Origin of the sequence: Aeromonas sp. 61P, from assembly GCF_051919545.1 — a bacterium.
Classification (GTDB): domain Bacteria; phylum Pseudomonadota; class Gammaproteobacteria; order Enterobacterales; family Aeromonadaceae; genus Aeromonas; species Aeromonas veronii.
Genome location: NZ_JBQBEL010000001.1, coordinates 1,756,828 through 1,783,781, shown reverse-complemented (window position 1 = coordinate 1,783,781; position 26,954 = coordinate 1,756,828). Strand labels below are relative to the sequence as shown.

The 26,954-nt window shown below is 57.6% G+C and carries 23 protein-coding genes and 2 pseudogenes; 12 read left to right on the top strand and 13 right to left on the bottom strand.

Going from position 1 to position 26,954, the window contains the following annotated elements:
• Nucleotides 1-4: 4 nt before the first annotated feature.
• From ACTG2O_RS08615 to ACTG2O_RS08585, 7 genes and pseudogenes are all read right to left on the bottom strand, one after another.
• The gene (locus tag ACTG2O_RS08615) at nt 5-703 is read right to left on the bottom strand and encodes a DUF2931 family protein (RefSeq protein ID WP_019446844.1); all 699 of its coding nucleotides are present in this window, start codon (nt 701-703) and stop codon (nt 5-7) included.
• Nucleotides 703-2,657: pseudogene (locus ACTG2O_RS08610) on the bottom strand (T6SS phospholipase effector Tle1-like catalytic domain-containing protein). The gene ACTG2O_RS08615 and the pseudogene ACTG2O_RS08610 overlap by 1 nt, the downstream one beginning before the upstream one ends.
• Nucleotides 2,657-3,451, bottom strand: coding sequence for a DUF4123 domain-containing protein (locus ACTG2O_RS08605; protein ID WP_439975613.1), 795 nt, complete (start codon nt 3,449-3,451; stop codon nt 2,657-2,659). The pseudogene ACTG2O_RS08610 and the gene ACTG2O_RS08605 overlap by 1 nt, the downstream one beginning before the upstream one ends.
• The gene (locus ACTG2O_RS08600; RefSeq protein ID WP_439975612.1) at nt 3,448-5,526 is read right to left on the bottom strand and encodes a type VI secretion system Vgr family protein; all 2,079 of its coding nucleotides are present in this window, start codon (nt 5,524-5,526) and stop codon (nt 3,448-3,450) included. The genes ACTG2O_RS08605 and ACTG2O_RS08600 overlap by 4 nt, the downstream gene beginning before the upstream one ends.
• Nucleotides 5,527-5,889: 363 nt before the next feature.
• Nucleotides 5,890-6,408 carry a type VI secretion system effector Hcp1 gene (hcp1, locus tag ACTG2O_RS08595; RefSeq protein ID WP_005332563.1) on the bottom strand — a complete coding sequence of 173 codons (519 nt, stop codon included), beginning with the start codon at nt 6,406-6,408 and terminating at the stop codon, nt 5,890-5,892.
• 226 nt (nt 6,409-6,634) lie between these two features.
• Entirely contained in the window at nt 6,635-7,435 is an 801-nt protein-coding gene (locus tag ACTG2O_RS08590; RefSeq protein WP_019445701.1) for a LuxR family transcriptional regulator, read from the bottom strand.
• A gap of 215 nt (nt 7,436-7,650) precedes the next feature.
• On the bottom strand, nt 7,651-9,711 hold the full coding sequence (locus ACTG2O_RS08585) for a TonB-dependent hemoglobin/transferrin/lactoferrin family receptor (protein WP_019445700.1): 2,061 nt from the start codon (nt 9,709-9,711) through the stop codon (nt 7,651-7,653).
• Nucleotides 9,712-9,904: 193 nt separating this feature from the next.
• Here ACTG2O_RS08585 and ACTG2O_RS08580 point away from each other — a divergent pair, with 193 nt between their 5' ends.
• From ACTG2O_RS08580 to ACTG2O_RS08570, 3 genes are read left to right on the top strand one after another with little or no spacing between them, the layout of a single operon-like run.
• Nucleotides 9,905-10,876 (top strand): ChaN family lipoprotein, encoded by a 972-nt coding sequence (locus ACTG2O_RS08580; protein WP_019445699.1) that lies wholly within the window; start codon nt 9,905-9,907, stop codon nt 10,874-10,876.
• 25 nt (nt 10,877-10,901) lie between these two features.
• Complete coding sequence (locus ACTG2O_RS08575) at nt 10,902-11,456, top strand: cysteine hydrolase family protein (RefSeq protein WP_019445698.1); 555 nt, start codon at nt 10,902-10,904, stop codon at nt 11,454-11,456.
• Nucleotides 11,457-11,491: 35 nt separating this feature from the next.
• Nucleotides 11,492-11,875: a hypothetical protein gene (locus tag ACTG2O_RS08570; RefSeq protein WP_005335256.1), complete on the top strand. Its 384-nt coding sequence runs from the start codon at nt 11,492-11,494 to the stop codon at nt 11,873-11,875.
• An 85-nt stretch (nt 11,876-11,960) separates the two neighbouring features.
• Here the strand turns inward: ACTG2O_RS08570 and hutZ are convergent, their stop codons facing one another.
• Both hutZ and hutX read right to left on the bottom strand, forming a co-directional pair.
• Nucleotides 11,961-12,518, bottom strand: coding sequence for a heme utilization protein HutZ (gene hutZ, locus ACTG2O_RS08565; protein ID WP_005335257.1), 558 nt, complete (start codon nt 12,516-12,518; stop codon nt 11,961-11,963).
• Nucleotides 12,515-13,026, bottom strand: a pseudogene (hutX, locus tag ACTG2O_RS08560) (heme utilization cystosolic carrier protein HutX). The gene hutZ and the pseudogene hutX overlap by 4 nt, the downstream one beginning before the upstream one ends.
• Nucleotides 13,027-13,196: 170 nt before the next feature.
• Between hutX and ACTG2O_RS08555 the strand changes: the two are divergent.
• The 5 genes from ACTG2O_RS08555 to pepE all read left to right on the top strand — a co-directional run bounded on the left by ACTG2O_RS08555 (nt 13,197) and on the right by pepE (nt 18,482).
• Nucleotides 13,197-14,048 (top strand): heme/hemin ABC transporter substrate-binding protein, encoded by an 852-nt coding sequence (locus ACTG2O_RS08555; protein WP_439975611.1) that lies wholly within the window; start codon nt 13,197-13,199, stop codon nt 14,046-14,048.
• Nucleotides 14,045-15,076, top strand: coding sequence for a FecCD family ABC transporter permease (locus ACTG2O_RS08550; RefSeq protein WP_439975610.1), 1,032 nt, complete (start codon nt 14,045-14,047; stop codon nt 15,074-15,076). Before ACTG2O_RS08555 ends, ACTG2O_RS08550 begins: the two co-directional genes overlap by 4 nt.
• Before the next feature lie 11 nt (nt 15,077-15,087).
• On the top strand, nt 15,088-15,900 hold the full coding sequence (locus ACTG2O_RS08545) for a heme ABC transporter ATP-binding protein (RefSeq protein ID WP_439975609.1): 813 nt from the start codon (nt 15,088-15,090) through the stop codon (nt 15,898-15,900).
• Between the two features lie 230 nt (nt 15,901-16,130).
• Nucleotides 16,131-17,501 carry an endonuclease/exonuclease/phosphatase family protein gene (locus ACTG2O_RS08540; RefSeq protein ID WP_429019248.1) on the top strand — a complete coding sequence of 457 codons (1,371 nt, stop codon included), beginning with the start codon at nt 16,131-16,133 and terminating at the stop codon, nt 17,499-17,501.
• 243 nt (nt 17,502-17,744) lie between these two features.
• Entirely contained in the window at nt 17,745-18,482 is a 738-nt protein-coding gene (gene pepE, locus ACTG2O_RS08535) for a dipeptidase PepE (protein ID WP_439975608.1), read from the top strand.
• A 120-nt stretch (nt 18,483-18,602) separates the two neighbouring features.
• On the opposite strand, the gene ACTG2O_RS08530 is transcribed toward pepE, so the two are convergent.
• The 3 genes from ACTG2O_RS08530 to dnaB all read right to left on the bottom strand — a co-directional run bounded on the left by ACTG2O_RS08530 (nt 18,603) and on the right by dnaB (nt 21,681).
• Nucleotides 18,603-19,022, bottom strand: a complete 420-nt coding sequence (locus ACTG2O_RS08530; protein WP_204477648.1) for a secondary thiamine-phosphate synthase enzyme YjbQ — start codon at nt 19,020-19,022, stop codon at nt 18,603-18,605.
• Nucleotides 19,022-20,095, bottom strand: a complete 1,074-nt coding sequence (gene alr, locus ACTG2O_RS08525) for an alanine racemase (protein WP_033114623.1) — start codon at nt 20,093-20,095, stop codon at nt 19,022-19,024. The genes ACTG2O_RS08530 and alr overlap by 1 nt, the downstream gene beginning before the upstream one ends.
• A 191-nt stretch (nt 20,096-20,286) precedes the next feature.
• The gene (gene dnaB / locus ACTG2O_RS08520; RefSeq protein WP_026035132.1) at nt 20,287-21,681 is read right to left on the bottom strand and encodes a replicative DNA helicase; all 1,395 of its coding nucleotides are present in this window, start codon (nt 21,679-21,681) and stop codon (nt 20,287-20,289) included.
• A gap of 363 nt (nt 21,682-22,044) precedes the next feature.
• On the opposite strand from dnaB, the gene ACTG2O_RS08515 reads away from it, so the two are divergent.
• Entirely contained in the window at nt 22,045-22,905 is an 861-nt protein-coding gene (locus ACTG2O_RS08515; protein WP_019446894.1) for a Tim44 domain-containing protein, read from the top strand.
• A 195-nt stretch (nt 22,906-23,100) separates the two neighbouring features.
• Here ACTG2O_RS08515 and ushA read toward each other — a convergent pair whose 3' ends face one another.
• Nucleotides 23,101-24,825, bottom strand: a complete 1,725-nt coding sequence (ushA, locus tag ACTG2O_RS08510; protein WP_439975607.1) for a bifunctional UDP-sugar hydrolase/5'-nucleotidase UshA — start codon at nt 24,823-24,825, stop codon at nt 23,101-23,103.
• Between the two features lie 268 nt (nt 24,826-25,093).
• On the opposite strand from ushA, the gene ACTG2O_RS08505 reads away from it, so the two are divergent.
• The 3 genes from ACTG2O_RS08505 (at nt 25,094) to ACTG2O_RS08495 (ending at nt 26,901) form a co-directional block, all read left to right on the top strand.
• Nucleotides 25,094-25,438 (top strand): DUF2956 domain-containing protein, encoded by a 345-nt coding sequence (locus ACTG2O_RS08505; protein ID WP_019446896.1) that lies wholly within the window; start codon nt 25,094-25,096, stop codon nt 25,436-25,438.
• Between the two features lie 144 nt (nt 25,439-25,582).
• On the top strand, nt 25,583-25,918 hold the full coding sequence (locus tag ACTG2O_RS08500; protein WP_019446897.1) for a hypothetical protein: 336 nt from the start codon (nt 25,583-25,585) through the stop codon (nt 25,916-25,918).
• A gap of 113 nt (nt 25,919-26,031) precedes the next feature.
• Complete coding sequence (locus ACTG2O_RS08495; protein ID WP_019446898.1) at nt 26,032-26,901, top strand: hypothetical protein; 870 nt, start codon at nt 26,032-26,034, stop codon at nt 26,899-26,901.
• Nucleotides 26,902-26,954: the final 53 nt, after the last annotated feature.

Here is a 26,954-nt window from a genome sequence, read left to right as displayed (position 1 = left end):
GGTGTTACCTTACTGGGTCAGTATCTGTCTTGGGTTGGGCGGCGCGGTAAGCGTCCATGATCGGAGCCCAAGCCATACCACTGGGGGTGGGGTACTGTTGATAGGCATCACCGTATGCTTTATCAAAATCGTCGAACCACTCTTTGTATACTTTGGTGACAGGATTTTCCTTGTCTTGCGAGGTTTGAATTTCCTTAGCAATCCCCCTGGCCAGCAGGATATCAGGTGTCACTCTGACACTGGTTAAAAATGCTTCCACATATCCACCAGTGGCCATGCCTAAGCCAATGTTATCTCGACGCTCTTCGCGCCAATCATCTTTCACCTTGATGCGATAAGGTTGTGCAATCATGCTTTCCAGCTCTGCTGGCAATGCCAGGCTAATGCGATAGCGTTTTTTGTCGTGGAATGAAATCCACTCTAGTTCCACCCGATCTGGAATTGGTCGTGTGGTGTGGCTCCCTTTTGAAATACTCCAGCGATAGTCTTTTTCTTTTAACCCTTCAGCCCCAAAAAATCCGGCGGAACCATTCGTCGAGGCATCAACCAATTTGCCCTGGCGATAAAAGAGTACCTCGGTCACCCATAGTTCATCTGAGTTAGAACCGACCATATGCCACCACTCCAAATTTTGGGATGGGGAAGACGCGGCCTGACAAGCAGTGACTAGTGGCAACAAAACCAGTAAGAGTATCCAGCGCATTAATAACCTCCCTTTTGATTACCCGTCAGCTTGCGGATCTCTTTGTCACCAACCCTATTGGGCTTGTTGACTAGCCCGGTATCTGCGCTGTAGTGCAAATAACTCAGCCGCAACTTTTGGTACACCTCATCAGGTAAGCTACGAGCCAAGTTGATCACCTCTCCGCGCCGTTGGGCCACATCAACCCATAGCTCATCGAGTTTGGCTAAGTTCACAGTGGGATACGAGAGCGCACTATCTAGGCGGTAGGCATTGTCACCTTGTGATACCCACTTCTTAAAAGGCACTCCAGCATCCCGCGCCGCTTCCACCATCATGTGCAGCGGTATACGTGAATATTCCCCCTCCACCACCCGGTGCAGTACCACATCTACGCTGATGTTTCTAAGCCCCCCAGATTGACTGCCCGTGATCGGACCCAGTGACCTAGGGCGCACATTGAGATAGCCAAGCCGAGTTGCATCACTATAGCTAGCCAGAGACACGGCACCTTTGCCCCAGCCTTGTCCAGCACGCATTTTTGCATAGGCACTGGCATCCCGATATGCCTGTGCATCAGCTGGATGGACATGCGGCAACTCATTGGAGCTGAAGGTTGCGATCACACTGTTTTCAGTGATCAGCGGTGACGCATAATTGGGGTCACGCAAACTCCAGCGGCTGTAATAGCCGCCACCGATGTCGGAGTGGGCGCCGGGAATAATCACTTCGGTAAAATTCTCCGCGAGTGCAGTGCCTGCGGCATCGTCGGTGATACGGGTCAAGTCAAAGTGATAGCGCCACTCGTCAGCCGCCACGATATGCACTACTCGTTCGGCACAATCAGGGGCCAGCGCCACATTACGCTTACCCCACAGATAGGAGCTGACCACGGTATCAAACAGCCCGACAAACTGGATCCGCACATCATCACGACTGGCCCAGTCAAAGCCCTTCTTCAGAGGGATATCGGGGTCGGCGGCCATGGCTTCCACCAGAGGGTGATCGCCCTTCTGGTCGATACGGTTTACAAACTGGCGGGCAGCAGAAGCGCCCCGGCTAAAGCCAAAAACATCGAACTCGACCTTATGAATACATTCGATTGTGGGCAGTATTCGCTCCAGTTGTTTTTTGACCTCTGCCACAATTTGGGTTTGACAGGCCTGTTCAACCCGAACAGCACTAGAGGTATCACCCTTGTCTGCGGCTAGACCGGCTTTTGCATCGTTCTGCCCTTCGGTGGTGCCAATACCTTCAACATAAACAGCTACATTCAATTCGGATTTTGTCGGCAGCTTATATATAGCTCCCTAGCCTTGCCAATATTGGTGATATCGTTCTTCTCGCTGTTATTGAGATCATCAGGCAACGCCCCTTCAAAACACTGCTCCAGCAATACCTGCTGCTCTTCCAGGCTACATTGCGCCAAGGCGGTCTCCAATGCACTTTTCCCTTCCCTGTGCTTGAAGGTGTTGTTGGCAGTGCCATCAAAGAACACCCCGATACGCAGGGTGGTGAGCTGATAGCCCTTCACCTCAATCACGTAGGAGTGCTTGGTGATAAAGCGCGGCGGTTGGGCTTGCCCGGCTTTATGTCCTTCCGATAGCGGTTGTTCTGGGTCAGTGAGGCAAAGGTCGCCAGTAGTTACTTTGACATGCTCGCGCTTTACATCGTCGTGACCGAAAAGTTTGTCGGTATAAGCGGGAACCTGGCTGGTTTCGCCCTCTTTCAGGGCTTCACGAGATTGGGCTGCTTTAAGCCAGGGTTGGGTCTCCAGCTTGATCGTCACCGGCCCCACCGCAAAGCCTTGTACCAGGGTTGGTCCATCTTTTAGGGTCACGGTTTTGCTGGTGCCCGTGGCATCGGTCAAGGTGGCCTTTTGCCCCTTGAACGAGCGGTTCTGTTCGTCGCGAACGTCTATCTCAATCCAGCAGTTGTTCTTTTCACAGGGGATGCAGTGGGCGCTGATAGCCATTACACAGCTCCTATCAAATCAGGGTGTTTGTTCAGCCAGTTATTCACCTGAGCCATTTCATCATCGGTCAGCATCAACGGCGCTCTGATGGCATCCAGCGTCATGCTTGCCTGCAGCGTGAGAGCGCCAGCTACCACGCCATCAAGGACGTCACCTGTCAGCCCAGCTTGATTAGCCTGCTTGAGGGCGGTGGTAATGGCGGCTTCCGGATTGGGATGACGCGCCATCATATCCTCCATCCGTTGCCAGAAGTGGCGAGAGAGGATGTAGGCGTGACGGCTTTCGTCATACAGCGGTATCAGGTGGTGAGGCTGAATGCGAAACCAAGGCGCTTGGCGGTGCGTGAATTCAGCATCAGACGTTCGCTGCCACACACTATCGTTGGCCCAGAGGCTTGAGCAGGGGCCGAGCACATCATCGAGCTCCTGTTGACTCATGGTGTCCAGCATCTTGGGAAAGACCCGATTATCGGCATAGCGCAGCCACATCACCTCTCCTTCGAAGGCCACTTCTATCAGGCTTTGCCAGTGCTGCTGGATTGTATCTACAGAGGCATCACTTGAGACGTAGACGCCGCCCAGTTGCGGGTGAGCCGCGATAAACTCGGGAGCTGGGTTGGGCAGTAGCCAAGGGCCTTGTTCGGCTTGGTCCGCATACGCCGTACCGGCAAACAAGGGGATGGCATTGGCACCGCCCTGGTTGCAGTAGTCCGCCACAGCGGTGGTATCGAGCGCAGCATCGACGACGGCAAACAACTGGCCGGGATATTGGCTGCGCCACTCTTGAAAAGTCATGCCTTACCTCCCTGGGCAAAGGGGCAGGGTTTCACCAGCGGGGCCATTGACTCCATGCTCTTTTGAATGGCAATCGCTGGGATAGTGGCTGGTGGCGCGGGTGGCACCTTGACCACACCCGGCAGGCCGGGCATCTGACCCGCCCACCCAGAGCCAGAACCCGGACTACCGCCAGAGTTCATCTTGATGGAGCCGCCAAAGAGGGTGACACCACCGGCATCAATCTTCACAAAGCTGCCGCCGACTTTCAGGGTCAGTTCGGCGCCCGCCTCCATCACGATTTTCATCCCCGCTTTGTGGTGCACTTCACTGCCTGCATCAACCAGCAGTGACTGCCCCAGCTTCTGGTGCATGGAGGCATCCACCGTCAGCGAATAGTCCGCCTTGATGTGGTCGCGTTTTTCACCCTCAACTGTCAGGTGGTCATTACCGAGGCTGGGCGGAGCGCCATCCTTGCCCGGCACCTTTCTGATGCGAGTGACCCGCTCATTGTCGATATCGGTGTGCTGGTCGTGCTTGATATGCCACGCTGCATCGTTTTCAATCAGCACATTCAGGTCTTTCTGACCGTGGATATAAATCTCTTCCTGCCCCGCCTGGTCTTCAAAACGCAGCTCGTTGAAACCCTCGCCCTGGTGAGTTTCGGTGCGCAGCACGGTGCGAGTCTTGTTGGCTGGCAGCTCATACGGCGGCCGGTTGGTGGCGTGGTAGGTGCGACCGGTGACGATGGGCTGGTCGGGGTCACCTTCGAGGAATGAGACGATAACCTCATGGCCAATGCGCGGAATCGCCATCATGCCGTACTGGCCACCGGCCCAGCCCTGACTCACCCGCACCCAGCAGGAGCTCTGGTCGTTGGAGCTGCCATATCTGTCCCACGGGAACTGCAGCTTCACCCTGCCATGTTCGTCGCAGTAAATCTCCTCCCCCTCGGGGCCGACCACTATCGCGATTTGCGGGCCGTCCACCATCGGCTTGTGAGGTGCTTCGGGGCTGCCGATACGGGCGCGCCAGGTGGTACTCGCCTTCACTACGCCAAATTCGTTGTGGTAGACGGTCGGGCCGCTGCCGCCTTCTTCTTCCAAGGCTTGTGGCTGCTCACCGGTGTGGCGGATATGAACGATTTGCCAGTCAGTGTTGAGGCTACCATTGGGATGTTCGGTCAATGAAAAGTGCTGGCCCGGCAACAAGGCGGCACTGCTGGACTTGCCACTGCCCGCCACCGCGTCATTGCGCAGGGCATCGAGCCGATGCTGGACAAACGCCTTGCCGCTCGGGTCCTGCTTGTAGCGACCCGGATAGTCGAAGTGCTGGTAGGTATCCCGTTGGTGCTCGAGCTCTGCACCCTGCTTTTTGTGGGAGAGGCCATAAGCTGGCGTCTTGAAGCTGTAATCTTTCAGCTCTACATCCGAGGGGCGCACCGCCTCGCGGTAGTGGAACTGGCGCACGTAGGGACCTTGTTCCAGCGAGCGGTTGCCGAGGTTGAAAAATAGCTCGGGGCCCGCGGTCAGGGCTGCCGCATCGTCAGCAAAGACGATGCGGTGCTTGCCTGCTTCAAACTCGTGGAAGTAGAACAAGCCCTCTTCGGCAGCGAGGCGATTCACGAAATCGAGGTCGGTCTCGCGATACTGAACGCAATATTCCCGCTGGGCGTGCTCATTCTTGAGCGCAAAGGCGTAATCGGTGATGCCGTGCTCTTGCAGCAGGATACTGAGGATTTCGTCGGGCTTTTGCGCCTGAAAGATGCGGGAGTTCTGGCGAAGACCCAACCGCCACAGGGCAGGTTTGACTTGCAACTGATAGCGGGTACGACGAAAACCGCTATCCCCTTGCGCAAACTCGCTCACTACCCCGCAGACGCGGCGTTGCAGCTCACCGTTGTACCACACTATCAGCTCGCATGGCTGGTCCAGCACGGCGCCAAAGTCAACATCAGGCTGGCTACTTGCCACCTCCAGCTGCAGGTTGAACGGCCGATTCAGCCCCTCATCCAGCTGGAAACTGGCCACCACGAAGGTGCTCTCGGGCAACGCCCCCACCTTGACGGTAAATTGCAATCCGGTTTGATTAGCCATGGCTTTCCCCTCTTGTCACGGCCAAGCAGTGCCTGAGCCATTGCCAACTCTCGCGCCCATACAATCCCTCACCGCGCAGCCACGCTACCGCCCTCTCCGGTGCCGCAAGGGCCACCAAAGATAAAGGGGTTAACAGGTTACGAGCGGTTCGGGTCTGCATCACAGGACACCCTTTAGTGCTTTGCCATCCCTCCGCACTCACCGGCAGGGCATCAAACCCCGGCAGGGGGATGGCAAAACAGAAAAGCTCCAGCCAACCCGTTGGCCAGGCTGGAGAAAATGCACAGTACAAGAAGCCGGTTGAACAACCGGCTCAAAGACACATTACTACTTACAAGGAATACCAAAGTACCGAAGCAAGGCTTACGCCTCGATGGGCGCGCGCCAGTCGTCCGCACCGGAAGTACCGGCAACGGTGTGCTCCCAGTCAATCTTGCGGTAAGCCATGGAGACCTGGATAAGCTGGGTGAAGTCAGACTTCGCCGGGTCCTGGCAGTGCGGCATCTGGCAGTCGATGTCAACGATGGTGGCATCGGTCAGCACGGTAGAGAAGAAGTGCTCCTGCTTGCCCTCAACGGAGGTGCGGTACCACTTCAGGGTCACTTTCGGCAGCATCTCGCCGGAAGCCAGAGAGTTGTACATCAGCGGCACGGCTTTGTTCAGTGCAACGGTGAACTTGAACGGCTTGTGGACACGCTGACCGGCAGGCTGACCGGATTGCGGGTCGGTCGGGACGGTGACAACGTGCTGGAACTCTTGTACCAGCATCTCGTCTTCGTGACCTTGTACGAAGATGTTGCCGACGGAATCGGAGGTGAAGGCACCGGCGGTGATATTGCCCTGGGTTTTACCTTCGATGCTGATATAACATGGAGTTGGCATGTGTATGCTCCTAAATAGGTTGGTTAAACGAGATAGCACTCGACCAACCTTTAGCAGCGTCCATGCCATTTTTTTATTCCTTATTTATCAAACAATTACCATCCACCAGTTCTCGCCCAACGCACATGGGTGCAATAAGTTGCGCAATATCATCACACTCACTGGCAAAACTGACCTTTTCAGTAATTTCATCTACGTAATGAGCAAGCTTTTGCGTTGGGCAGCATCATGCACTGTTATCATCCACATTTTCGATTTGTGCCGTGTCAATGTTCAGCCTGACAATCCCCTGCATCAGTGCCCAGGATATCGCCTGATTTTTGCTGCTTGCCCCCAGCTTCTCCGCGATCCGCTCAAGATGGAAAGTGACGGTTCTGGGCTTGATCCCCAGGATCTGGGCAATATCGCTCACTTGCTTGCCTTCGGCGGCCCATTGGCACACCTCCAGCTCCCGTAGCGTCAGATCTTCCTGAGGAAACTTCACGGCAAGACAAACACGGGTCACCGCCTCGAAGACATGCACCGCCAGCCAGCTCAAAAAGGGAATAGTCGTCAGCCACTGATGTTCGGTTCGTGACGTACGAGTGATCAATGACAGCAAGCCAACATGGCCATTCGCCCCGTGCCAGGGAATCGTGATCCCGTCGCGCAGCCCCATCTCTTGTGCCTGCAGCATCACTTCCAACCCAGCGATGTCCTGCTGATCGCAACACTCGGTGATCAGATTGGCCCAGAGGATTGGGGTGCTCTGCTTCATTCCTTTGCGCACAACGGGATCTACCGCAAAGAAACGCTGTTTGTCATAGGCCTGCACCCACTCGGCAGGACAGCCGTTGAAAATCCTCACATCAGGACGTTGAATCGAACTGGGAAAGATGAATCCCAGCCGGAAGTGGTCAAATCCCATCTGCTGACTCAGAGTTCGCAACAGAGTCACTATGGTCTGCTCGTCAGGGGCCTCATTGAAGCGGGTAATCAGCTCAAGTGCATCGGCGGTGTCGAGAAAATAGTTCGATGTCGAAGTCAAAGGCGAGTCGCACCCATTGTAAAGAATTACTAAATATCATTAACAATGAACCAAGTAGCATAATATCTCGCCAACATAAAGAAAAGGCGAATCCAACGAATAACATGGCGTGAGCGGGTCACCTCACGCCTGGCTACATGTATAAAAAATCCCCGCCTGTCAGGGCGGGGATCCGGTGCGGGCAACTGCCCGCGATCACTGCGTGTGTTGTCTTTTTAGAATACGTATTTGACCCGTGCACTCAGGTTGCGGCCCGGTTCGGTAAAGGTACTGACATCTGCAGCAGCATCTTTCCCTGCGAGACGATTATATGTGGTGTATTCCCGATCAAACAGATTGAAGACCCCGACGTTGAGTTGCAACTCAGACCAAGGATTAAACTGGGCATACATATCCACCGCCACCCAACCAGCTGACTTCATAAACTCCTTACCGTTTTCATCCTTACCGACCTTATCCATATCATCAGCAAAGCGAAGCGCGGTATTGAAATTCCAGAGCGCTTGTTCAAAACGCACACCGATATTTCCACTCAAAGGGTTCAGAGAGCTAATGTAGTTCCCATTTTGATCTTTTCCGTTGATGTATGACAGAGCACCCCAAGTATATATATCATCATCGAACCAGTAACCAAGTTTCAACTCAGCTCCATTGATATTAACTTTATCCTTGTTGACATACTTAGTCACCATTGTCATACCTGTACGACCAAAGGATGATGTGTTTTCTGTATCAATAAAATCTTTATATTTTGCCCTGAACACAGAAATATCATAGTCAATTGTATCTGACTGGCCGCGAGCACCGAGATCAATACCATCACTACTTTCTGGACGTAAGTCAGAGTTAGGGATAAAGACATGAGTAAAACCTGGCACACTATAACTATCAGATGCTAAAGACTCACTATATGTAGGAGCCCTGAAACCATGGCTATATTGCGCATATATATTTGCCAGCTCATGGGCCTTATATACAAGGCCAAGCTTTGGAGATAGTTCACCTTCCTTGATCTCTCCAAATGATGATTTACCGTTACTGGAAGTAGCTTGCAATTCATAATGATCATACCGCATGCCCGGAGTTAGCTGCCATTTATCATTAATCGCGATATTATCAAAGAACCACACTGCAGCACGCCGCGTATCGCTATCCGGGAATGGGCTTCGGTTCGCTATTGCGCCACTCGGGTAACTGGTTTTCGTCTTCTCACGTTCTGTGGTTGATTTCTCATACTCAAGACCCCAAACAATGCTGTTTGCCCCCAAACGCTTGTCAAACTGTAACTGTGCCCCCAAGGCGTCTTGTAAAAACGTATTATGTTCTGAACTTCCTTTGGTTGTATTACCAGTATTTTTATTATTACTCTGGTCAAATTTACTGATATAAACCTTCGAAGATACTCGATCTGTTAGCACCGAGCTTACTTTAAGCTGGTGATCCAGCATGATGCGATAGTTTTCACTTTTCTCATCTTTCAGCCTCAAATCTTTAGCGTTATCAAACGGATCGGATTCTTTATCCTGATCGTAATAATCAAATGTCAGCTGCGCCTGCTGTACTGCTGATATATGCCATTTGCTTTTGAGCAGAACGGAACGGTCAACAATATCAAAGTCATACAAACTTGATTTATAGTTCTGTTTGACGCCGCCATTACGCTCTGTATAGCGTAATAGATGCTCAAAATCACCGGTACGCAATGCGGTTGTAAAACCGCCCATCCATTGACCGTTTTCGGATGCATAACCACTGGTCACATCAACATAGCTGTTTTTATTACGCAAAAAATCCGATGCATCTTTGGTCGTAATTGCAATAACCCCACCAATAGCATCTGAGCCATACGCAGTTGAAGCAGGTCCTTTAACAATTTCAACCTGCTTGATCATGTCAGTATCGAAGTAGTTCTGTCCTACACCACCTTCGCTATAAGCATCGTTTTGACGAACACCATCGCTCACCACTTTGACGCGATTTCCACCCATACCACGCAATGAGAAGGTTTGACCATCAGTAGCATTATGGCTACCTCCATTCACAGTCACACCGGGTTCGTAGCGGAACAGGTCGGCGACATTGGTGACAACCTGCTCTTCAATCTGCTTGGCGGTGATCACCGAGATGGGGCCGGAGACATCTTCCAGTTTTTGCTCCATCCGTGAGCCGCTGACGACCACGACTTCATCCGCCTTCTGGGTGGCAGCAAAGACCTGGGAGGAGAGACCGGCCGCCACGGCGAGGGCAACCAGAGAGAGTGCGTTATGATGGGTCACAGCGAATCCTTATTGAGAACTGTTATCAAACAGGCCGCATATTACCCGGCTCTCGACAAAGATCAACAAGAAACGAAATCATTCTCATTTGTTTTGAACCAAATTGGTTTTACACTGTCGCCCTGTGTTGCCCTTATTCTCTATTAGCCCCCCGAGATGCACCGGCATCCGGGCATATCAGCCGTGAGATCCCATGATTAGACGACTTCCCCTGCTCGCCCTGCCGCTGCTACTGGCAGCCTGTGCCACCCCCACCCAACCGACCCAGTCATCACAGTTGCAGACGCTCTATGACTACCGACTAAGCAGCGAGGGAGACGCAGACCTGACGCAGGAGCAGGCGATCGCGCGCATTGCCGACGCCGACATCATTCTGGTGGGTGAGCTGCACAGCCATCCCGCCGTGCATCTGTTGCAATCGCGCCTGCTGAGCGGGCTTTACACCGCTGGCCAGCAGCACGGGCGGCCACTGGCCCTCTCCATGGAGCAGTTCAGCCGCGCCGATCAGAAGACGCTGGATGCCTATCTGGCGAACCAGATTGGTGAAGCGGCCTTGATCCGCAAAAGCAACGCCTGGCCCAACTATCCGAGCGACTACCGCCCACTGGTAGAGTTTGCCAAGGCTCACCGGATGCCGGTGATCGCCGCCAACGCCCCCAAGCCGCTGGTGAGCTGTGTCGGTCAGGAGGGGGCTGAGTGGCTCGACAAACTGCCCGCGTCGCGTCGCAGCCAGCTGGCCCGCCAGCTGACGCTGGGGGATGATCCCTATCGCCAGAAATTTATGGCCTCCATGCACCACGGCGATGCCGACAGCAACGCCCGCCGCTTCGCCGCCCAGACCAGTTGGGATGACACCATGGCCGAGAGCATGGTGGATTATCTCGCCAAGCACCCGGGCCAGCAGATCATGCATATCGCCGGCAATTTCCACGTCGAGGGGGGGCTTGGGCTCGCCAGTCGCATCGCCAGCCGCAATCCTGCCCTCAAGGTGGCGCTGGTCGTGCCCCGCACAGATGAGACCTCTGTTGCAGATCCCGCAGCCGATGTGCAGGTAACCATCATGCCGCTGCCTAAGCGCTGGCAAAACAGTGACGAGATGAAGCAAGATATGGGCGCGCTGCATCAATCCCGCAGTCGTGACTGCAGCCAGTGGCTGCAACCCTAATCTTCCAGGAAACGGCGGGTAAAATATGGATGTGTTACTGATCATCGATGTGCAGCAAGGCTTGTTCAACGAGCCCCGTTACCGCCAGGAGCAGGTGCTGGCAAATATCAATCGGGCTGCGGCCCATGTCAGGCAACAACAGGGGCGAGTCATCTATATCCAGCATGATGATCTACCGGGTGGCGAACTGGAACCCGGCACCCCGGGTTGGCAACTGCACAGTGCGCTGCAGCCAGCCAAGAGCGATAGCCGGGTACGCAAGACAGCCTGTGACAGCTTTCTCGACACCGAGCTTGCCTTCCTGCTGGCCGAGCAGCCGGTCGATCGACTCATTCTCTGTGGCTGCGCCACCGATTTTTGCGTCGATACCACGGTGCGCAGTGCCGCCTCCCATGGGTACGAGGTGCTGGTGTTGAGCGATGGTCACACCACCGCCGATCGCCCCCACCTGAGCGCGGCCCAGATCACCGAGCACCATCACTGGATGTGGCGCCACCTCAGCCTGCCGGAGGGGCGCAGTGTGACCCTGCTCACCACCGACGAGCTGCTGGCAGTAACACCCGCACTGCAGCCGTGCTAATCTGCGAGCCTCGTCTCGTTTCTCACCGGTCTGTCGTGCGCCTGTTGTCTGCCACCCTGTTGTTGATTGTTCCCCTGCTGTCGGCCTGCTCCAGCTTGCCCGGACAGAAGTATGACGGGCCGGAACCCCTGTTTCTGACCCACATCAACGAGGAGGGGAGCAAGCGGTTCACCTTTGAAGCTGCGCCCAACGACACCTTGCCACGCGGCCTCTCGGCGGCCCAGAGTCAACGGTTGCTGGAGCAGCGGGAGGCGTTGCAGGAGAACCTGTTGACCGAGACCCTGGCGACCAAGCAGTATTGCCGCCAGGGCTACATCGTACTGAGCCAGACCTCCTGGAAGGTGCGGGGAGAGTGCAACGAAACGGCCACCGACGCCGATCGTCGCGCTTTTCCCAACAAGGCCAGCTGGCAGGATTGAACTGGCGGATGAGATAACGCAATAAAAACGGGCAGCCCAGTGGCTGCCCGTTTTGTTATGCGGCTGTCGTGGTCGACAGGGATCGTCAGACCGGCGCATCGGCCGGGCTGGTGAGCTCGGCACCGTTATCGATGCGCTTGTGCCCTTCCACCAGATGGACGAAATCCACCAGCTCGTCACCGGAGACCGCGAACGCCTGGCCGAAGCCCTTGACGAACAGCCCCTGCTCCGGCTTGAGGCGGAACAGTTTGAAATCCTTGAGGTTGGAGAGACCCTTGATGATCTCGCCAAAACGACCTTCCAGTGCCGCCACCGCCTTGCTCCAGCGGGCGTCGTCACGGGCCACCACTTCAGCCACCGCATCGAAGGTCAAGCGCTTGCGGGCAAACAGCTCGCGGGCACCGCTCTCATCCTCGATCAGCATCAGGGATACCCGGGGCACCTGTTGCAGGTTGCGGGCGTGACGGGCGATCTCGGAGATCAGCACATAGTAGCCATCTTCCTGCAGCACGAACGGGGCATAGCTGGCGTTGGGATTGCCTTCGCCATCGACGGTGGCGAGCTGCAGGGTGCGACAGCTGTCGCGAAACTCGCGGATCTCCGGTTGCAGGCGGTTTTGCAGACGCTCCTGACGTTCACTCATGCTTTGACTTCCTCTTGAGAGTTGTGGCGCAGCGCCATAAAACGGGTGACCTGATCGGCCAGCAGCTGGCGTTTCTCGTCGCGACCCAGATAGACCTTGAAAATGCAGCGGCCGGAGTGACCGAAGAACTGGAAGGAGTGCCCCTCCTTGCCCATGAACAGCCTGCTGACCAGCGCAATCCCCGCCACGTTGTCGAGCTTGAGATGGCCATGCATTTCGCCGTCACGGCCCATCAGGTTGTAGTAACCGCGTGCGTCCTTGCCTTTCGGGAAGGGGGCTTTTACCTCGAAGATGGAACCTTCTGATTCGACGATGGTGGTCACCGGGCCCCAGTCGGCCAGATCTTCCAGCAGACCTTGGGCGCGATCGGCGGGCAGCAGGGTCACCAGCTCGGCGGGCAGATGGCGAACCACCTCCCATTCGCTAATGGCAAGCTGGGCCGCCAGGGTGGACGGATGAGCGCCGGATCCTGCTCCAGCAGCGCGTGAATGCGTTGTGCAATGCTCATGTTTTCTCCCTCTGCGGGACCATATTGTCCCGCTGTTTATCATGGCGGCTACTCTAATAAAGCACCGAAACCAATGCAATTGATAATTGCTATCATTATCAGTGCATTTTTTCCAAAGCCTTGATATTCTCGGCGGCACACCCGTTTCATTCACCCCTTCGGAGGTTAGCATGGGCCGTCGTCTTGCCCTCGCCATCACCCTGCTCTGCAGTTCACTCTCTCCCTTCTCTGCCGTTGCCGCCGACGGCCAGAAAGAGCGTATCGTCAGTATCGGCCCGGCCACTACAGAACTCATTCTGGCACTTGGCGGTGAATCGAGCCTGATCGCCACCGATGTCAGCAGCCCCTTGCCAAAAGGGTTGCCCAAGGTGGGTTATCACCGGGCACTGGCCGCCGAAGGTATCCTGAGCCTCTCCCCCACCCGACTGGTGGGCAGCGACGAGATGGGCCCGGCCCCGACCCTGGATCAGCTGCGCCGTGCCGGGGTCAAGGTGGAGGTGCTGGATACCGCGCCGACTCTCGCCAACCTCAACCAGCGTATCGACACCCTCTCCAGCCTGCTGGGCGACAAAGCCGCTGGCGATCGCCTGAAGGCAGAGATCCAGGCTCAGACCGATCAGCTGGCGACGCAAGCCAAACAGAACAAACCGCTCAAGGTCGCCTTCCTGCTGCTGCACAAGGGGCAACCCACCAGCATCGCCGGGGGTGACACCACCGCCAGCGCGCTGATCTCGCTGGCAGGCGGCATCAATCCGGTCGCCGAATTACGCAACTACAAGCCGGTATCCGCCGAATCCCTCATCGAGATGCAGCCCGATCTGGTGCTGGTCAGCGGTCGTGACTGGCAGCAGTATGCCGATCCGGCCAAGGTGCTGGCCGAAGTGCCCGCACTGGCCGCTACCCCGGCTGGCAATCGTAACGCCATTCACGCCATCGACGGCCACGCCCTGCAAGGGGGCCTGAGCCTCAACTCCCTGCAACAGGCGAACCAGATCGCCCAGTGGATCAAGCAGGGGTCATGATGCGGTTACCCCTCTCCTGGCTGCTGGCCTTCACCACGGCCGCACTGGCACTGTTGCTGCTCGGTTCGCTGGCAACCGGCTCCATGACCCTCACCCTGGGCGAGAGTCTGCGGGCGCTGTTTGCCGGGCAGGAGAGCGGGATTGAGTCACACAAGCTGCTGATCGTGCAGGAAATTCGCCTGCCTCGTACCCTGCTCTGCATCGCAGTGGGGGGGATCCTCGGGCTCTGTGGCGCCGTGATGCAGGGGCTGTTTCGCAACCCTCTGGCTGACCCCGGCATCATAGGTGTCTCCGGCGGCGCGGCGCTCGGTGCGGCGCTCGCCATCGTGCTGCTGGCCCCCCTCGGCCAGCAGTTGCAAGCCACCATCGGGGTTGGCCTGCTGCCGCTGCTCGCCTTTCTCGGCGGCGCGCTCACTACCACCCTGGTCTATCTGCTCGGCACCCGTGAGGGCGGCACCTCGGTCACCGTCATGCTGCTGGCCGGGGTCGCCATCACGGCGCTCTCCGGTGCGGTGATCGGCCTGCTCACCTATCTGGCGGACGATCAGATGCTGCGCAACCTGAGCCTGTGGCAGATGGGAACGCTGGCGGCAGGCAAACCGGCCGATGTGGCGCTGGCCCTGCTCACCCTGGCGGCCCTGCTGTGGCTCTTTATGCGCGATGCCAATCCCCTCAACGCCCTGCTGCTGGGTGAAGGGGAGGCCCGTCATCTTGGGGTCAATGTGCAACCCCTCAAACGCCGCCTGATTCTGCTCACCGCCGCGGGCGTCGGGGTGTCGGTGGCGGTATCGGGGATGATCGGCTTCGTCGGGCTGGTGGTGCCCCATCTGGTGCGCCTGCTGGCGGGCCCCAACCATGTCAGGTTGCTGCCGCTCTCGGCCCTACTGGGCGCAGCCCTGCTGCTGGCAGCCGATATGCTGGCACGCACCCTGCTGGCCCCGGCCGAGCTGCCGGTGGGCATCATCACCGCCCTGCTCGGCGCCCCCTTCTTCATCTGGCTGCTGGTAAAAGGCCGCCGCGCCCTGTGATACGGACTGTTATGCAACCACTCTCATCCTCACTCTCCTCTCCCCTGTTAAGCTGCAGCCAACTCAGCCTGCGCCGTGGCCAGCGCCAGATCCTGGATGGGCTCGATCTTAGTCTCGAGAGCGGCACCCTCACCGCGCTGCTCGGCCCCAACGGGGCGGGCAAGAGCTCGCTGCTCAAGTGCCTGACCGGCGAGCTGGAATATGAGGGTTCCATCACCCTGTTTGGCGCAGATCGCCAGCAGTGGGACAGCAGCCAGCTGGCCCACCGACTCGGGGTATTGCCGCAAAGCTCCTCCCTCAATTTCCCCTTTCTCTGCGAAGAGGTGGTCGCCATGGGGCGCTTGCCCCACAGTGAACCGGCGGCGCGGCGTGACGAGATAGTGGCAGCGGCCATGACCCATGCCGGGGTCGAGCATCTGGCCAAGCGGCTCTATCCCGGGCTCTCTGGCGGCGAGCGGCAGCGAGTGCAGTTTGCCCGGGTGCTGGCGCAGATCTGGCAGGCCCCCTCCCCGACCGGGCAGGCCGAGCAACCCCGCCTGCTGCTGCTCGACGAACCCACCTCGGCGCTGGATCTGAAATACCAGCATCAGCTGCTCACCATGGCGCGCGCCCTCGCCAGCCGCAATACAGCTGTGCTGGTGGTGCTGCACGACCTCAATCTGGCGGCGCGCTATGCCGATCGGCTGGTGATGCTGGAGCGGGGCAAACTGATGGCCGATGGCACACCAGCCGAAGTGCTGACCCCTGAGCTCATCGCCCGTCTCTATGACTATCCGGCACAGGTGATCCACCACCCCGAGAGCGGCCTGCCGATGGTGGTGTGACAAATTCAGAGTGCGGTAACGGCTGGAAGCGCGCCATTCATCCCGGAAACTGCAGCGTATAAACCGGTTTTTCACACCCCATATCGCCCTGCTAATATTCATCATCGCCAGATATGTGGTGTGAATATCCTCACACTTTGCTCAGGCAAAATCCCCGCAGCATCACCGTCTCCTTATAATGGCGCCGCCTCACAGAAGGCATAACTCATTGATGCTACGGAACAATTACAATGAAAAATATCAACAAAACCCTACTGGCTGCCGCCATCTCCCTCGGGATGCTGGCTGGCTGCAACAGCGACAACGACTCAAAGGCAGCTGATCCCATGGTTCGTTTTGCCACCTTCAACCTCTCTTTTGACCGCACTGCCGCCGGTATGCTGACCGGTGAGCTGGCCTTGACCCGCACCGAGCAGGATGCCCTGCTGGCCCGCCTCGCCGAAGGGAGCCTAAAAGGTACGGAAAAAGAGAAAGCTGAACATGTACAGCAGATCCGCAATGTCGCGGAAATCATCCAGCGCACCCGTCCGGATGTGTTCCTGCTCAACGAGTTCGACAACGACGGCAAAGGCGAGAGCACCGCCGATCTGAAAGCCTTCAACGACAACTATCTGGCCCACGCCCAGCATGCCGAAGTGACCGCCATCAGCTATCCGGTGATGCAGAACTTCGCCACCAACACCGGCCTGATGAGCGGTTATGACCTCAATCTGGATGGCAAGGTCAACAGTGGACCAGAAGATGCCTGGGGCTATGGCCAATATCACGGTCAGTACGCTATGGCGGTGATGTCGAAATACCCTATCGACACCAAGCAGATCCGCACCTTCCAGAACTTCAAGTGGAAGGATATGCCTGGCGAGAAGAACCCCATTATTGACGACTGCAAAAAACTCTTCGACAAGAACGGTATCAAAAATCCGTACCGTGAATGTGGCGATGCCTGGTATGCCGATGAGGTGTGGCAACAGTTCCCACTCTCTTCCAAGAACCACGCCGATGTGCCGCTGCGGATCAAGACTGCAAAGGGTGAGGAGGTGATCCACTTCCTGATCTCCCACCCAACGCCCCCTATCGGAAACAATGCGGCTCGCCACAATATCAAGCACAACCGCGCCGAGATCGCCTTCTGGAACGACTACGTCAAGGGGCTCAACTACATGACCGATGACAAGGGCACCAAGGGTGGCCTGGCCAAAAATGCCAAGTTCGTCATCGCCGGGGATCTCAACGCCGATCCGCTCACTGGCGACGGTGACCTGACCGCCATTCAGGCGCTACTGGACAACGCCCTGATGAATCAGGCCATCACCAATGGCACCCTGATCCCGGTCAGCGAAGGAGGCCTGGAGTGTGTCAGCAAAGGGGCCGACTGCAAACGCAACCTCAATCGCCCCAACCCGGAACGCATCACCAATAGCAGCGTGCTGCAGCTGGATCACGTCATCCCCTCCGCCAACCTCAACGCGGTCAAGAGCGGCGTCTTCTGGCCTGCCAGCTTCGAGGCCGGTTATCACCTGGTCTATGATGCGAAACTCGGCATCGCCAAAGGGGTCAGCTCGGATCACCGCATGGTGTGGGTCGATCTCAAACTCGACTAACTCTGCCATGACCCCGCTGCGGCGGGGTCTTTTATTGGCAATGGGTGGCGAGTTGACCACGGCCCATTAATCCACCGCTTGGCATTGAGTTATCCATCCATAACTCCTCCATAGCCGTTGAATGGGCCTCGCGATCACAGAACCGCCACGCCAATGGTGGTAGCTGCCTCCTCTTGCCATCCGGCCGCACGGCGGCTCCGGTGGTCCTCCCTCCTCCGCTTTCACTTTTTGAGGAACGATTTGATGGAACTGCTTCTGCTTAGCAACGGTAAAGCCAACGAATTTCCGGGTCTGCTCGGCTGGGCCCGCGATCGGGTTCAAAGCCTGCTCGCGCGCAAACAGGTCAAGCGCATCCTGCTCATCCCCTACGCGGTGATCCGCAGCGACTGGGATGCCCGCGCCAACGAACTTACCGAGAGCCTCGGGATCGAGACCATCAGCATTCATCACTTCGATGATCCGGTCGAGGCCGTCAATCAGGCCGATGCCATCTTTATCAGTGGCGGCAACACCTGGCGCCTCAACCAGATGTTGCATGAAAATGGCCTGATCGTGCCGATCCAGCGTGCAGTGCGCGAGCGGGGTGTCCCCTATGTGGGCTGGAGCGCCGGTTGCAACGTGGCGACCCCCAGCATCCGCACCACCAACGACATGCCGGTCTGCAACGCCGCCGTGCTGCCCGCGCTGGGCCTGTTCCCGCTGCAGATCAACCCGCACTATCTGGATGCCAGCATCAGCGGGCACATGGGCGAAACCCGCGACGAGCGTCTGGCCGAGTTCTGCGCCATCAACCCGAGCGAATACGTTGTGGCCCTGCGCGAAGCGAGTCTGCTGCAAATCACCGGAGAAAACGGCAGCGAGCGTCTGGAGTACTGGAGCGCCCGCGATCAGGACTTCAAGATCTTCAAACACGGTCAGGAGCCGCAAGCCTTTATGGACGCAGCCTCGCTGGCCGAGCTGACCCCCTTCAAGGTCGGCTAAGCCACGCAGAGCGCTTCACTACTGGCAAGCAGATAGCTCGCGAAACGGTAAAAACAAAAGAGGGATGGCTCAATGCCATCCCTCTTTTTTATCGTCATCTTTCAGCTGGTTGCAGCCTGATTACTCACCCTGCAGAGTCACCAGCACCTTGCGGGCGCCGCCATCAACGCGATGCTCGCCCAGCCAGATCCCCTGCCAGGTGCCGAGCGCCAGCTGACCATCGCGGATCGGCAGTTGCAGGCTCACCCCGAGCAGGGAAGATTTGATGTGGGCGGGCATATCATCCGCCCCCTCATAAGTGTGGCGATAGTAGGGGGCATCCTCCGGCGCCAGCCGGTGCAGATGGGCCTCCATATCGCTGCGCACGCTGGGGTCGCAATTCTCGTTGAGGGTGAGCGAGGCGGAGGTGTGTTGCAGCAGCAGGTGCGCCATGCCTACCCGGTAATCCGCCAGCATCGGCAGCTTGGCCACCAGCTCGTCCGTCACCAGATGAAAGCCCCGCGAACGGGGCTTCAACGTCAGCAGGCACTGCTGCCACATCAGACGTACTCCATAAAGACGCGGGAGGTGAGTTTGGTGATGAGCTCGTAGGGGATGGTGCCAATCTCGTCGGCCACCCGCTCCACCGGCAACCCCTCGCCCCACAGTACCGCCTCGTCACCGGCCTTGTCGGTGGCGCCGGGCCCAAGATCTACCGTGCTCATATCCATGGAGACACGCCCCACCAGCGGCACGATGCGGCCGTTGATCAGCACGGAAGTGCCATTGGGCGCCATGCGCGGATAACCGTCACCGTAGCCGATGGCGATCACCCCGAGCCGGGTATCGCGCTCTGACACCCAGTTGGCGCCATAGCCCACCGGCTCGCCCGCTTTGTGATCCCGCACCGCAATCAGCTGGGTCTTCAAGGTCATCACCGGCTGCAGGTCGTAATCGGCCGCCACCGTGTTGGGGAAGGGCGACACGCCATAGAGGATTACACCGGGGCGAACCCAGTCGCAGTGGGAGTCTGGCCAGGCCAGAATGCCCGCCGAGTTGGCCATCGCCCGCTCGCCCGCCAGCGGTGCGGTCAACTTGCTGAACAAGTCGATCTGCTCGCGGGTAGTAGGCTGCTCCAGCTCATCGGAACGGCTGAAGTGGGTCATGATGTTGAACGGCTGCACCACGTTCTTGCACTTGCCGAGTCGTTCGATAAAAGCGGGCATCTCGTCGGCACGCACCCCGAGGCGGTGCATGCCGGTGTCGAGCTTGAGCCAGGCCACCACGGGGGCTGGCAGCTCGACCTGCTCCAGCGCTTCGAGCTGCTCCCAGGTGTGAACCGCCGTCTGCAGGTTGTTGGCCGCCAGCACCGGCAGGTCATCGGCGGAGAAGAAGCCCTCCAGCAGCACGATGGGTTTGACCACGGCGCAGGAGCGCAGCATCAGCGCCTCTTCGATCCGGGCCACCGCATAGGCATCCGCATCCACCAGGGTGCGGGCGACCGGCAGCAGTCCGTGGCCATAGGCGTTGGCCTTGACCACAGCGATGATCTTGCAAGCGGGAGCGTGGCGCTTGACCACGGCGAGGTTGTGGCGCAAGGCCGCAGTGTTGATTTGGGCAGTAGCCGCTTTCATGGTTTTCCCTTACGAGGGCACAAATGGTCTCCCCCTCATCGGGCAGAAGACCGCCACTCACTTATCGTCGTCGAAGGCCGGACCGGCATAATTGTCGAACCGGGAAAACAGGCCCTGAGCAGCAGCCAATGACTGGCGATCGATCAGGGCAGTCGTGGTAATGACGAAACCGCCATCACCTTGGGTTTACATCAATAATCGTCGTCAAACGCCGGACCGGCGTAGTTGTCGAACCGGGAGAACTGCCCCTGGAAGGTGAGGCGCACTCTTCCGATAGGGCCGTTACGCTGCTTGCCGATGATGATCTCGGCAATCCCCTTGTCCGGGCTGTCATCGTGATAAACCTCATCACGATAGATAAACATGATCAAGTCCGCATCCTGCTCGATGGAGCCCGATTCACGAAGATCCGAGTTGACCGGGCGCTTGTCGGCCCGCTGTTCCAGGCTTCGGTTCAGCTGGGAGAGCGCCACCACAGGGCATTGCAGCTCTTTCGCCAAGGCCTTGAGGGAGCGGGAGATCTCGCCGATCTCCAGGGTACGGTTGTCAGAGAGCGCCGGCACCCGCATCAGCTGCAGGTAGTCCACCATGATCATGGATAGGCCGCCATGCTCGCGCGCCACCCGACGGGCACGGGAGCGCACATCGGTCGGGGTGAGGCCGGAGGCGTCATCGATATACATCTTGCCCTTCTCGAGCAGCAATCCCATGGTGGAGGAGAGGCGCGCCCAATCCTCGTCGTCGAGCTGACCGGTACGCACCTTGGTCTGGTCGATACGCCCCACCGAGGCGAGCATACGCATGATGATCTGCTCCGAGGGCATCTCCAGCGAGAAGATTAGCACCGGCTTGTCGGCAGTGAGGGCCGCATGCTCGCACAGGTTCATGGCAAAGGTGGTCTTGCCCATGGAAGGACGGGCCGCCACGATGATCAAGTCCGAGCGCTGCAAACCGGCGGTCATCTTGTCCAGATCGTTGTAACCGCTCGATACCCCGGTCACCCCGTTGTGGGGGGTCTTGAACAGCTCTTCAATCTTGTCGACGGTCTGCTCGAGGATGAGCTTCAGGGGCTGGGGCCCCTCGTTGGCGCTGGTACGCTGCTCGGCAATCTTGAATACCTTGCTCTCGGCCAGATCGAGCAGATCGCCGGAGGTACGGCCCTGTGGCTCGTAGCCTGCTTCGACTATCTCGTTGGCGACCGAGATCATCTCCCGCACCACCGCCCGCTCGCGCACGATTTCGGCGTAGGCGTTGATGTTGGCGGCACTCGGGGTGTTCTTGGCGATCTCCACCAGATAGGCGAAGCCACCCGCCTCTTCCAGCTGTTCGGAGCGCTCCAGCTCCTCCTGCAGGGTTATGAGGTCGATGGGGTTGCCCGCGTTGGAGAGGCGGGTCATGGCCTGGAAGATCAACCGGTGCGGACGGCTGTAGAAATCCTGATCGATAACCCGTTCGGCAACCCGATCCCAGGCATCGTTATCCAGCATCAGGCCGCCCAGTACGGACTGTTCGGCCTCAAAAGAGTGGGGAGGAACTTTCAGCTGTTGTGTCTTGGCGTCTTTTTTCGCCGTCACTTGCTCTGCCATACACATAAAAACCGCAGCGGGAAGGGGACGGGAATTTTACAAAAGAAAGCCAACTACGGCGAGCCCTATCTGGCGGCTCATACCATCATAAAGGGCCAAACCAGAGTCTGCTCTACCTTGACCATTTTGATTTTGCTTCGCATTTTGCGCTCCTTGCGACTCAATCTTCTGCTTTTCATCCGGTTTACTCCTCTTGTTTCACGCCGCATCGCGGCAACCTCGTTCATGAATAATTCATGCCAGAGGTGATATTGATGAATACAAGCTGCGACACAATTAGGGACAGGCAGCCTGCCATGCGCCTTGCTGAGCTTGCCAAAGCGGAGCATGCCCCACCCACAGACGAGAGTGAAAAGAGTCAAAATGAAAAAGATGCTGACCCTGTTTGCCGTGATCCTGGCCATTGGCCTGGGGGCACCTCACGCCGAAGCCAAGAAATTTGGCGGCGGCAAATCCTTTGGTAAAAGTTACAAAACTGCGCCGGCCCAGCCTGCGGCCAAACCGGTCGACAACAAGAATCCGACACTGAATGCCCAGACTCCGCCGAAAAAGAGCGGCATGATGGGTGGCCTGCTGGGCGGCCTGCTGGCTGGCGGCCTGTTTGCCTACCTGCTGGGCAGCGGTGCCTTTGAAGGTCTGCAAGGAATGGACTTCCTGCTGATCGCCCTGCTGGCGCTGGGGGCAGTCTTCCTGATCCGTACCCTGCGCAAGGGCAAGGTCGCAACGCCACAGCCACAACAGGCGGCCTATGCGGGCTATCAGCCACCACAATCCGCTGCCCCGCAACAGTTTGAGCAGAGCAACAGCGCACCGCAAGCCACCGGCTTTGCCGACAGCGACGTGCCGTTCCGCCTGCCGCCGGGCTTTGACATGAACAGCTTCCTGGCCGGTGCCCGCGATCACTATCGCACCCTGCAAGAGGCGTGGAACAAGAACGATCTGGAAAAGGTGCGCGAGTACGTCAGCACCGAGCTATTTGAGCAGCTCAAAGCCGAGCGCGCCGAACTGACTGGCGACCAGCACACAGAAGTAATGTATGTCGACACCCAGCTGGTACGTGCTGACTATGGCAGCGACTGGGCCCAGGTGAGCGTGCGCTTCAGCGGCCGCTACATGGACCGTCAGGAGCAGGTCGAAGAAGACATCAAAGAGGTGTGGCACCTCGAGCGCGATCTGGCCAAGAACAATGCCCCCTGGCATATCGTCGGTATCGAGCAGCTGTAAGGTTTAGATTGTCACTACGCAAGAGGCGGCCAACGGGCCGCCTCTTTTCATTTCATCCCCTCACCTGACCTCATACAGGCGATTGCTATCGTCATTGATGATTGAAGAGTTGTAACCGCCACCCAAACAACGACAAAGGGCAGCCACCGGCTGCCCTTGGGGATCACATCTGGAGCTAAACGCACCGCTGACGAATCAGTTGCACCCTTCGGCAGATGTTGAGTTCAGATAGCTCACCTCATTGCCTGGCTGATAATCGGCCACGTTGATGGTCTTCTTGATCTCGATGTACTCCTTCAGCACGGCAGCATCGACCAAACCGGCATTGATGGTATCGATCTTCGGATAGCCATCACCACCGGAGGCGCTGAAGCTCGGGATCGCGAAGCTGTAAGTTGCTGCCGGATCAAACGCCTTGCCACCGATACTGGTGATATTGACGCTCTTGGCCTGGCAATCCACCGCCATGTTGATACCGCCAAACTGGGCATAACCACCGGTATTGCGGGTCTTGCTTGCCACTTGGCCCAGATAGGTCGCCAGATCGCTTCCCTTCATGACAGCCTTGTTGACCGTGTTGCCAAACGGGTGCACCAGCAACACGCTGCGGTAGGTGATATCACCGGCCGGGATGCTGTCACGGACGCCGCCAGAGTTGACGATACCAAAGTCGACACCCAGCTTGCTGCTGGTCGCCGTGGTGATGAGGCGACCCAGGTTGGTCTGCTTGTTGCGAACCGAGTTGCGATCACCAACCAGCAAGCCATCTGCCGAGCCAATGACGACATTCAGCTCTTGCTGACCTTTCTCCTGATAACCCAGCAGGGTGTTATACAGCTCGGGATCCTTGGTGATCTCGTCCTGTACGAACTGCATCTTGGCCGGATCCTTGGTTACGGCGCCGTTGGCATCGATCGCCTCGCCCTTGGCGTTGCGCTTGATCAGGTTGACCGGGATCAGGTCATAGCTGGTCAGGGTCAATTTGCCATTCTGGTACTCAAACTGGGCACGGCCCACATACTTGCCCCACTCGTGAGCCTGCATGATCCAGGTGCCGTTTTGCTGATCCGGCTGGCAGTTATCACCCGGTTTGAAATTGGCGTACTTGTTGGTGGTACCCGGTTCCATACAGACCGGATTCTGGGAGTGGCCACCAATGATGGCATCCAGAGTCCCTGCCGGCAGTGCACGAGCCATCTCTACATCGCCCGGCGCATTGCTGCCGTGCTGACCATTCTCGTAATGGCCCATGTGAGTGATGGCGAAGACCAGATTGGCCTCCTTGTTACTGCGGATCTGCTGGCCCAGTTTGGCCGCCTCGCTGGTCGGATCGCGGAACTCCAGGGTCTGCACGTTGTTGGGATCAACCAGCTGCGCGGTATCCTCGGTGGTCAGGCCCAGTACGGCAACCTTGAGACCGCTCTCCAACTTGAACACCTTGTAGGGGTCAAAGTAGTGTTTGCCACTGGCCTTGTCGTAGATGTTGGCCGAGAGCATGGGGAACTGGGCCCACTTGCGCTGCTTCTCCAGTACGTTGAGGGGGTTGTCGAATTCATGGTTGCCCACCGCCATGGCATCGTAGCGAATGTTGTTCATCGCCATGAAGTCAGGCTCGGCATCCTGCAGATCGGACTCCGGCACGCCGGTATTCACATCACCACCGGAGAGAACCAGTACGTCACTGCCAGCAGCCTTGGCATCCGCACGCAGCAGTTCGACCAGAGTCTTCTGGGCAGCCATACCATACTCATTTTCAGCGTTGTGCCAGAAACGGCCGTGGGTATCGTTGGTGTGCAGGATAGTCAGTTTGCAGACATTTTCGGTGCAGGGTGCAACGGTGTCATTGGTCGAGGTATTACAGCCAGTCAGTGCAGCAAGCACGGCCAGTGCCACGCCGCCTTTGATAAAGTTATTATTCATTTCCATATCACCTTGATTGTTTTGTTATTTATCAACCCTGTCCAGCGGGTCGGGCGCCAATATAACAAACAACAGATGACCGTTTTTCATCGATGACTCACAAATTCTGCTAAATGTGATCTTCGGCCCAACATCCAGCTTCCTGCTGATTTATCAGGTTTTTTGTTGAGCAGTCACTCACTTGCTCCCCTCCCGCACCAAGGAGGCGCCACCCGGACGCGCCTTTATGGCATACTCCCCAGCCAGCCATGCCCGAGGAGATGATTTGATGGCCAAGTACGACAAGATTTCCCCCGAGACTAAGCAGGAGGCGATGAAAATTGCCCGTGCCAACCAGAAGCCGGGGCAGAGCAAGGAACAGACCCAGCTTATCGCGCAAGGGATCCAGAAAGGCATCGACGAATACAAGAAACAGATGAAGGCGCGGGCCCGTGAAGCGAGCCGCCAGAAAAAATTGCAGGCCAAAGCCAGGCAGCCACAGGGCGCGCCCCAAACCGAAGAGCCAGACGATCAGCTGGAGCTGGTTGAAGTAAGCCATCAGCATCCCCTGCCCTGGATCTTGCTGGTGCTGAGCTGGCTGGGATTTGCGGCAGCCTGGTTCTGGTTGCACTAAGAGTGCGCTAGCAAACCTTTATCCGGTATCCTCTTCACAGCCCGGGCCCGGGCTGCTGGTGATTACCTGCGAAGAGTGGTTAAATCCCGCGCCTCTTGCACCGGATAACCGGTTTTTTGACGATCAGTTTTCAGGAAAGATGTTATGAACCCCGCTCCGCTCTATCTGCTGGCCCCTTTTGTTCTGTTCCTTGTGACCATGCTGCTCTATCGCATTTCGCCGCTGCGGGCGGTCGCCGCCGGTGGGGTACGCTGGTTTATCCTGCCGGCCTTCACCCTGTTTATTTTGCTGATCATCATCAACAGTGCCGCCGATCCCGCCCTGCGCGATCCGGCATTCCACTGGTTGATGCCGGGCCTTGGCTTTGCCCTGAGCCTGTTTCCGGCCCTGCCCAAGGCGCTGGTACCACGGCTCGCCATCAAAGAGGGGGCCTTTGCCGCCCTCGGTCTGATGCTGATGAGCCTGGCTATGGTCTACTGAGCAACTGGCCACAGCCGTTAACATGACTCAAGGGGCGCTCTGTGACGGGCGCCCCTTGTACAAACAATGGCCTGCAGGCATCTTGGTGACAGGATAACCAGCAAGGAGGCCAAATGGACAATCCGCCCGATTTCATGGCGCTGTGGGATTATCAGGATCCCGCCGCCAGTGCCCTTCGTTTTCACACCCTTCTTCCCGAAGCGCGCGCCGCCGCCGACCTGCAACTCGAACTGGAGTTGCTGACCCAAATTGCCCGCACCCATTCACTGCAGCGCCAGTTTGCCGAAGCCCATCAGCTGCTCGACGAGATAGATCCTCGCCTCACAGATACAACCCCCAGAGCACGGATCCGGGCTCTGCTGGAACGAGGCCGCACCTTTAACTCGGCGGGCGACAAAGCCAGTGCCAAACCGCTGTTTGAACAAGCCTGGCAATGGGGGCTCAAGGAGAAAGAAACCTATCTCGCCATCGACGCCGCTCACATGATCGCCATCGCCGCACCATTGGAAGAGCAGAGCCGCTGGCATCAACTGGCGATGGAGCTGGCGGAACGCAGCAGTGACGAGAAGGTGCGTGGCTGGCTGGCCCCCCTTTACAACAATCAGGGCTGGACCCTGTTCGAACTGGGCCGCTTTGATGAGGCGAAAATCCAGCAACAGAAGTGTCTGGCCTGGCATCTGCAACATAACCAGCCGGCCAAGGCGTTTATCGCTCGCTGGAGTCTGGCTCGCCTGACCCGGGCCCAGGGTCAGCACCAGCAGGCACTGGCAGAGCTGCACCAACTCAAGGTTGATATGGCCGAGGCAGGCGAACCTGAGGATGGTTATCTGTTCGAGGAGCTGGGGGAGAATGCCTTGGTGCTGGACGATCCGCTGGCCGCGGAATACTTTTCCCGCGCCTGGTTTCTGCTGTCACAGGACCGCTGGTTCAGCGCCAACGAGGGAGAGCGACTGGCCCGCCTCAAGCGCCTAGCCAAACTCTGATCCCCAAAATAGCAAGGGCGGCACGCTAGCCGCCCTTTCTGCTGACAAGATGG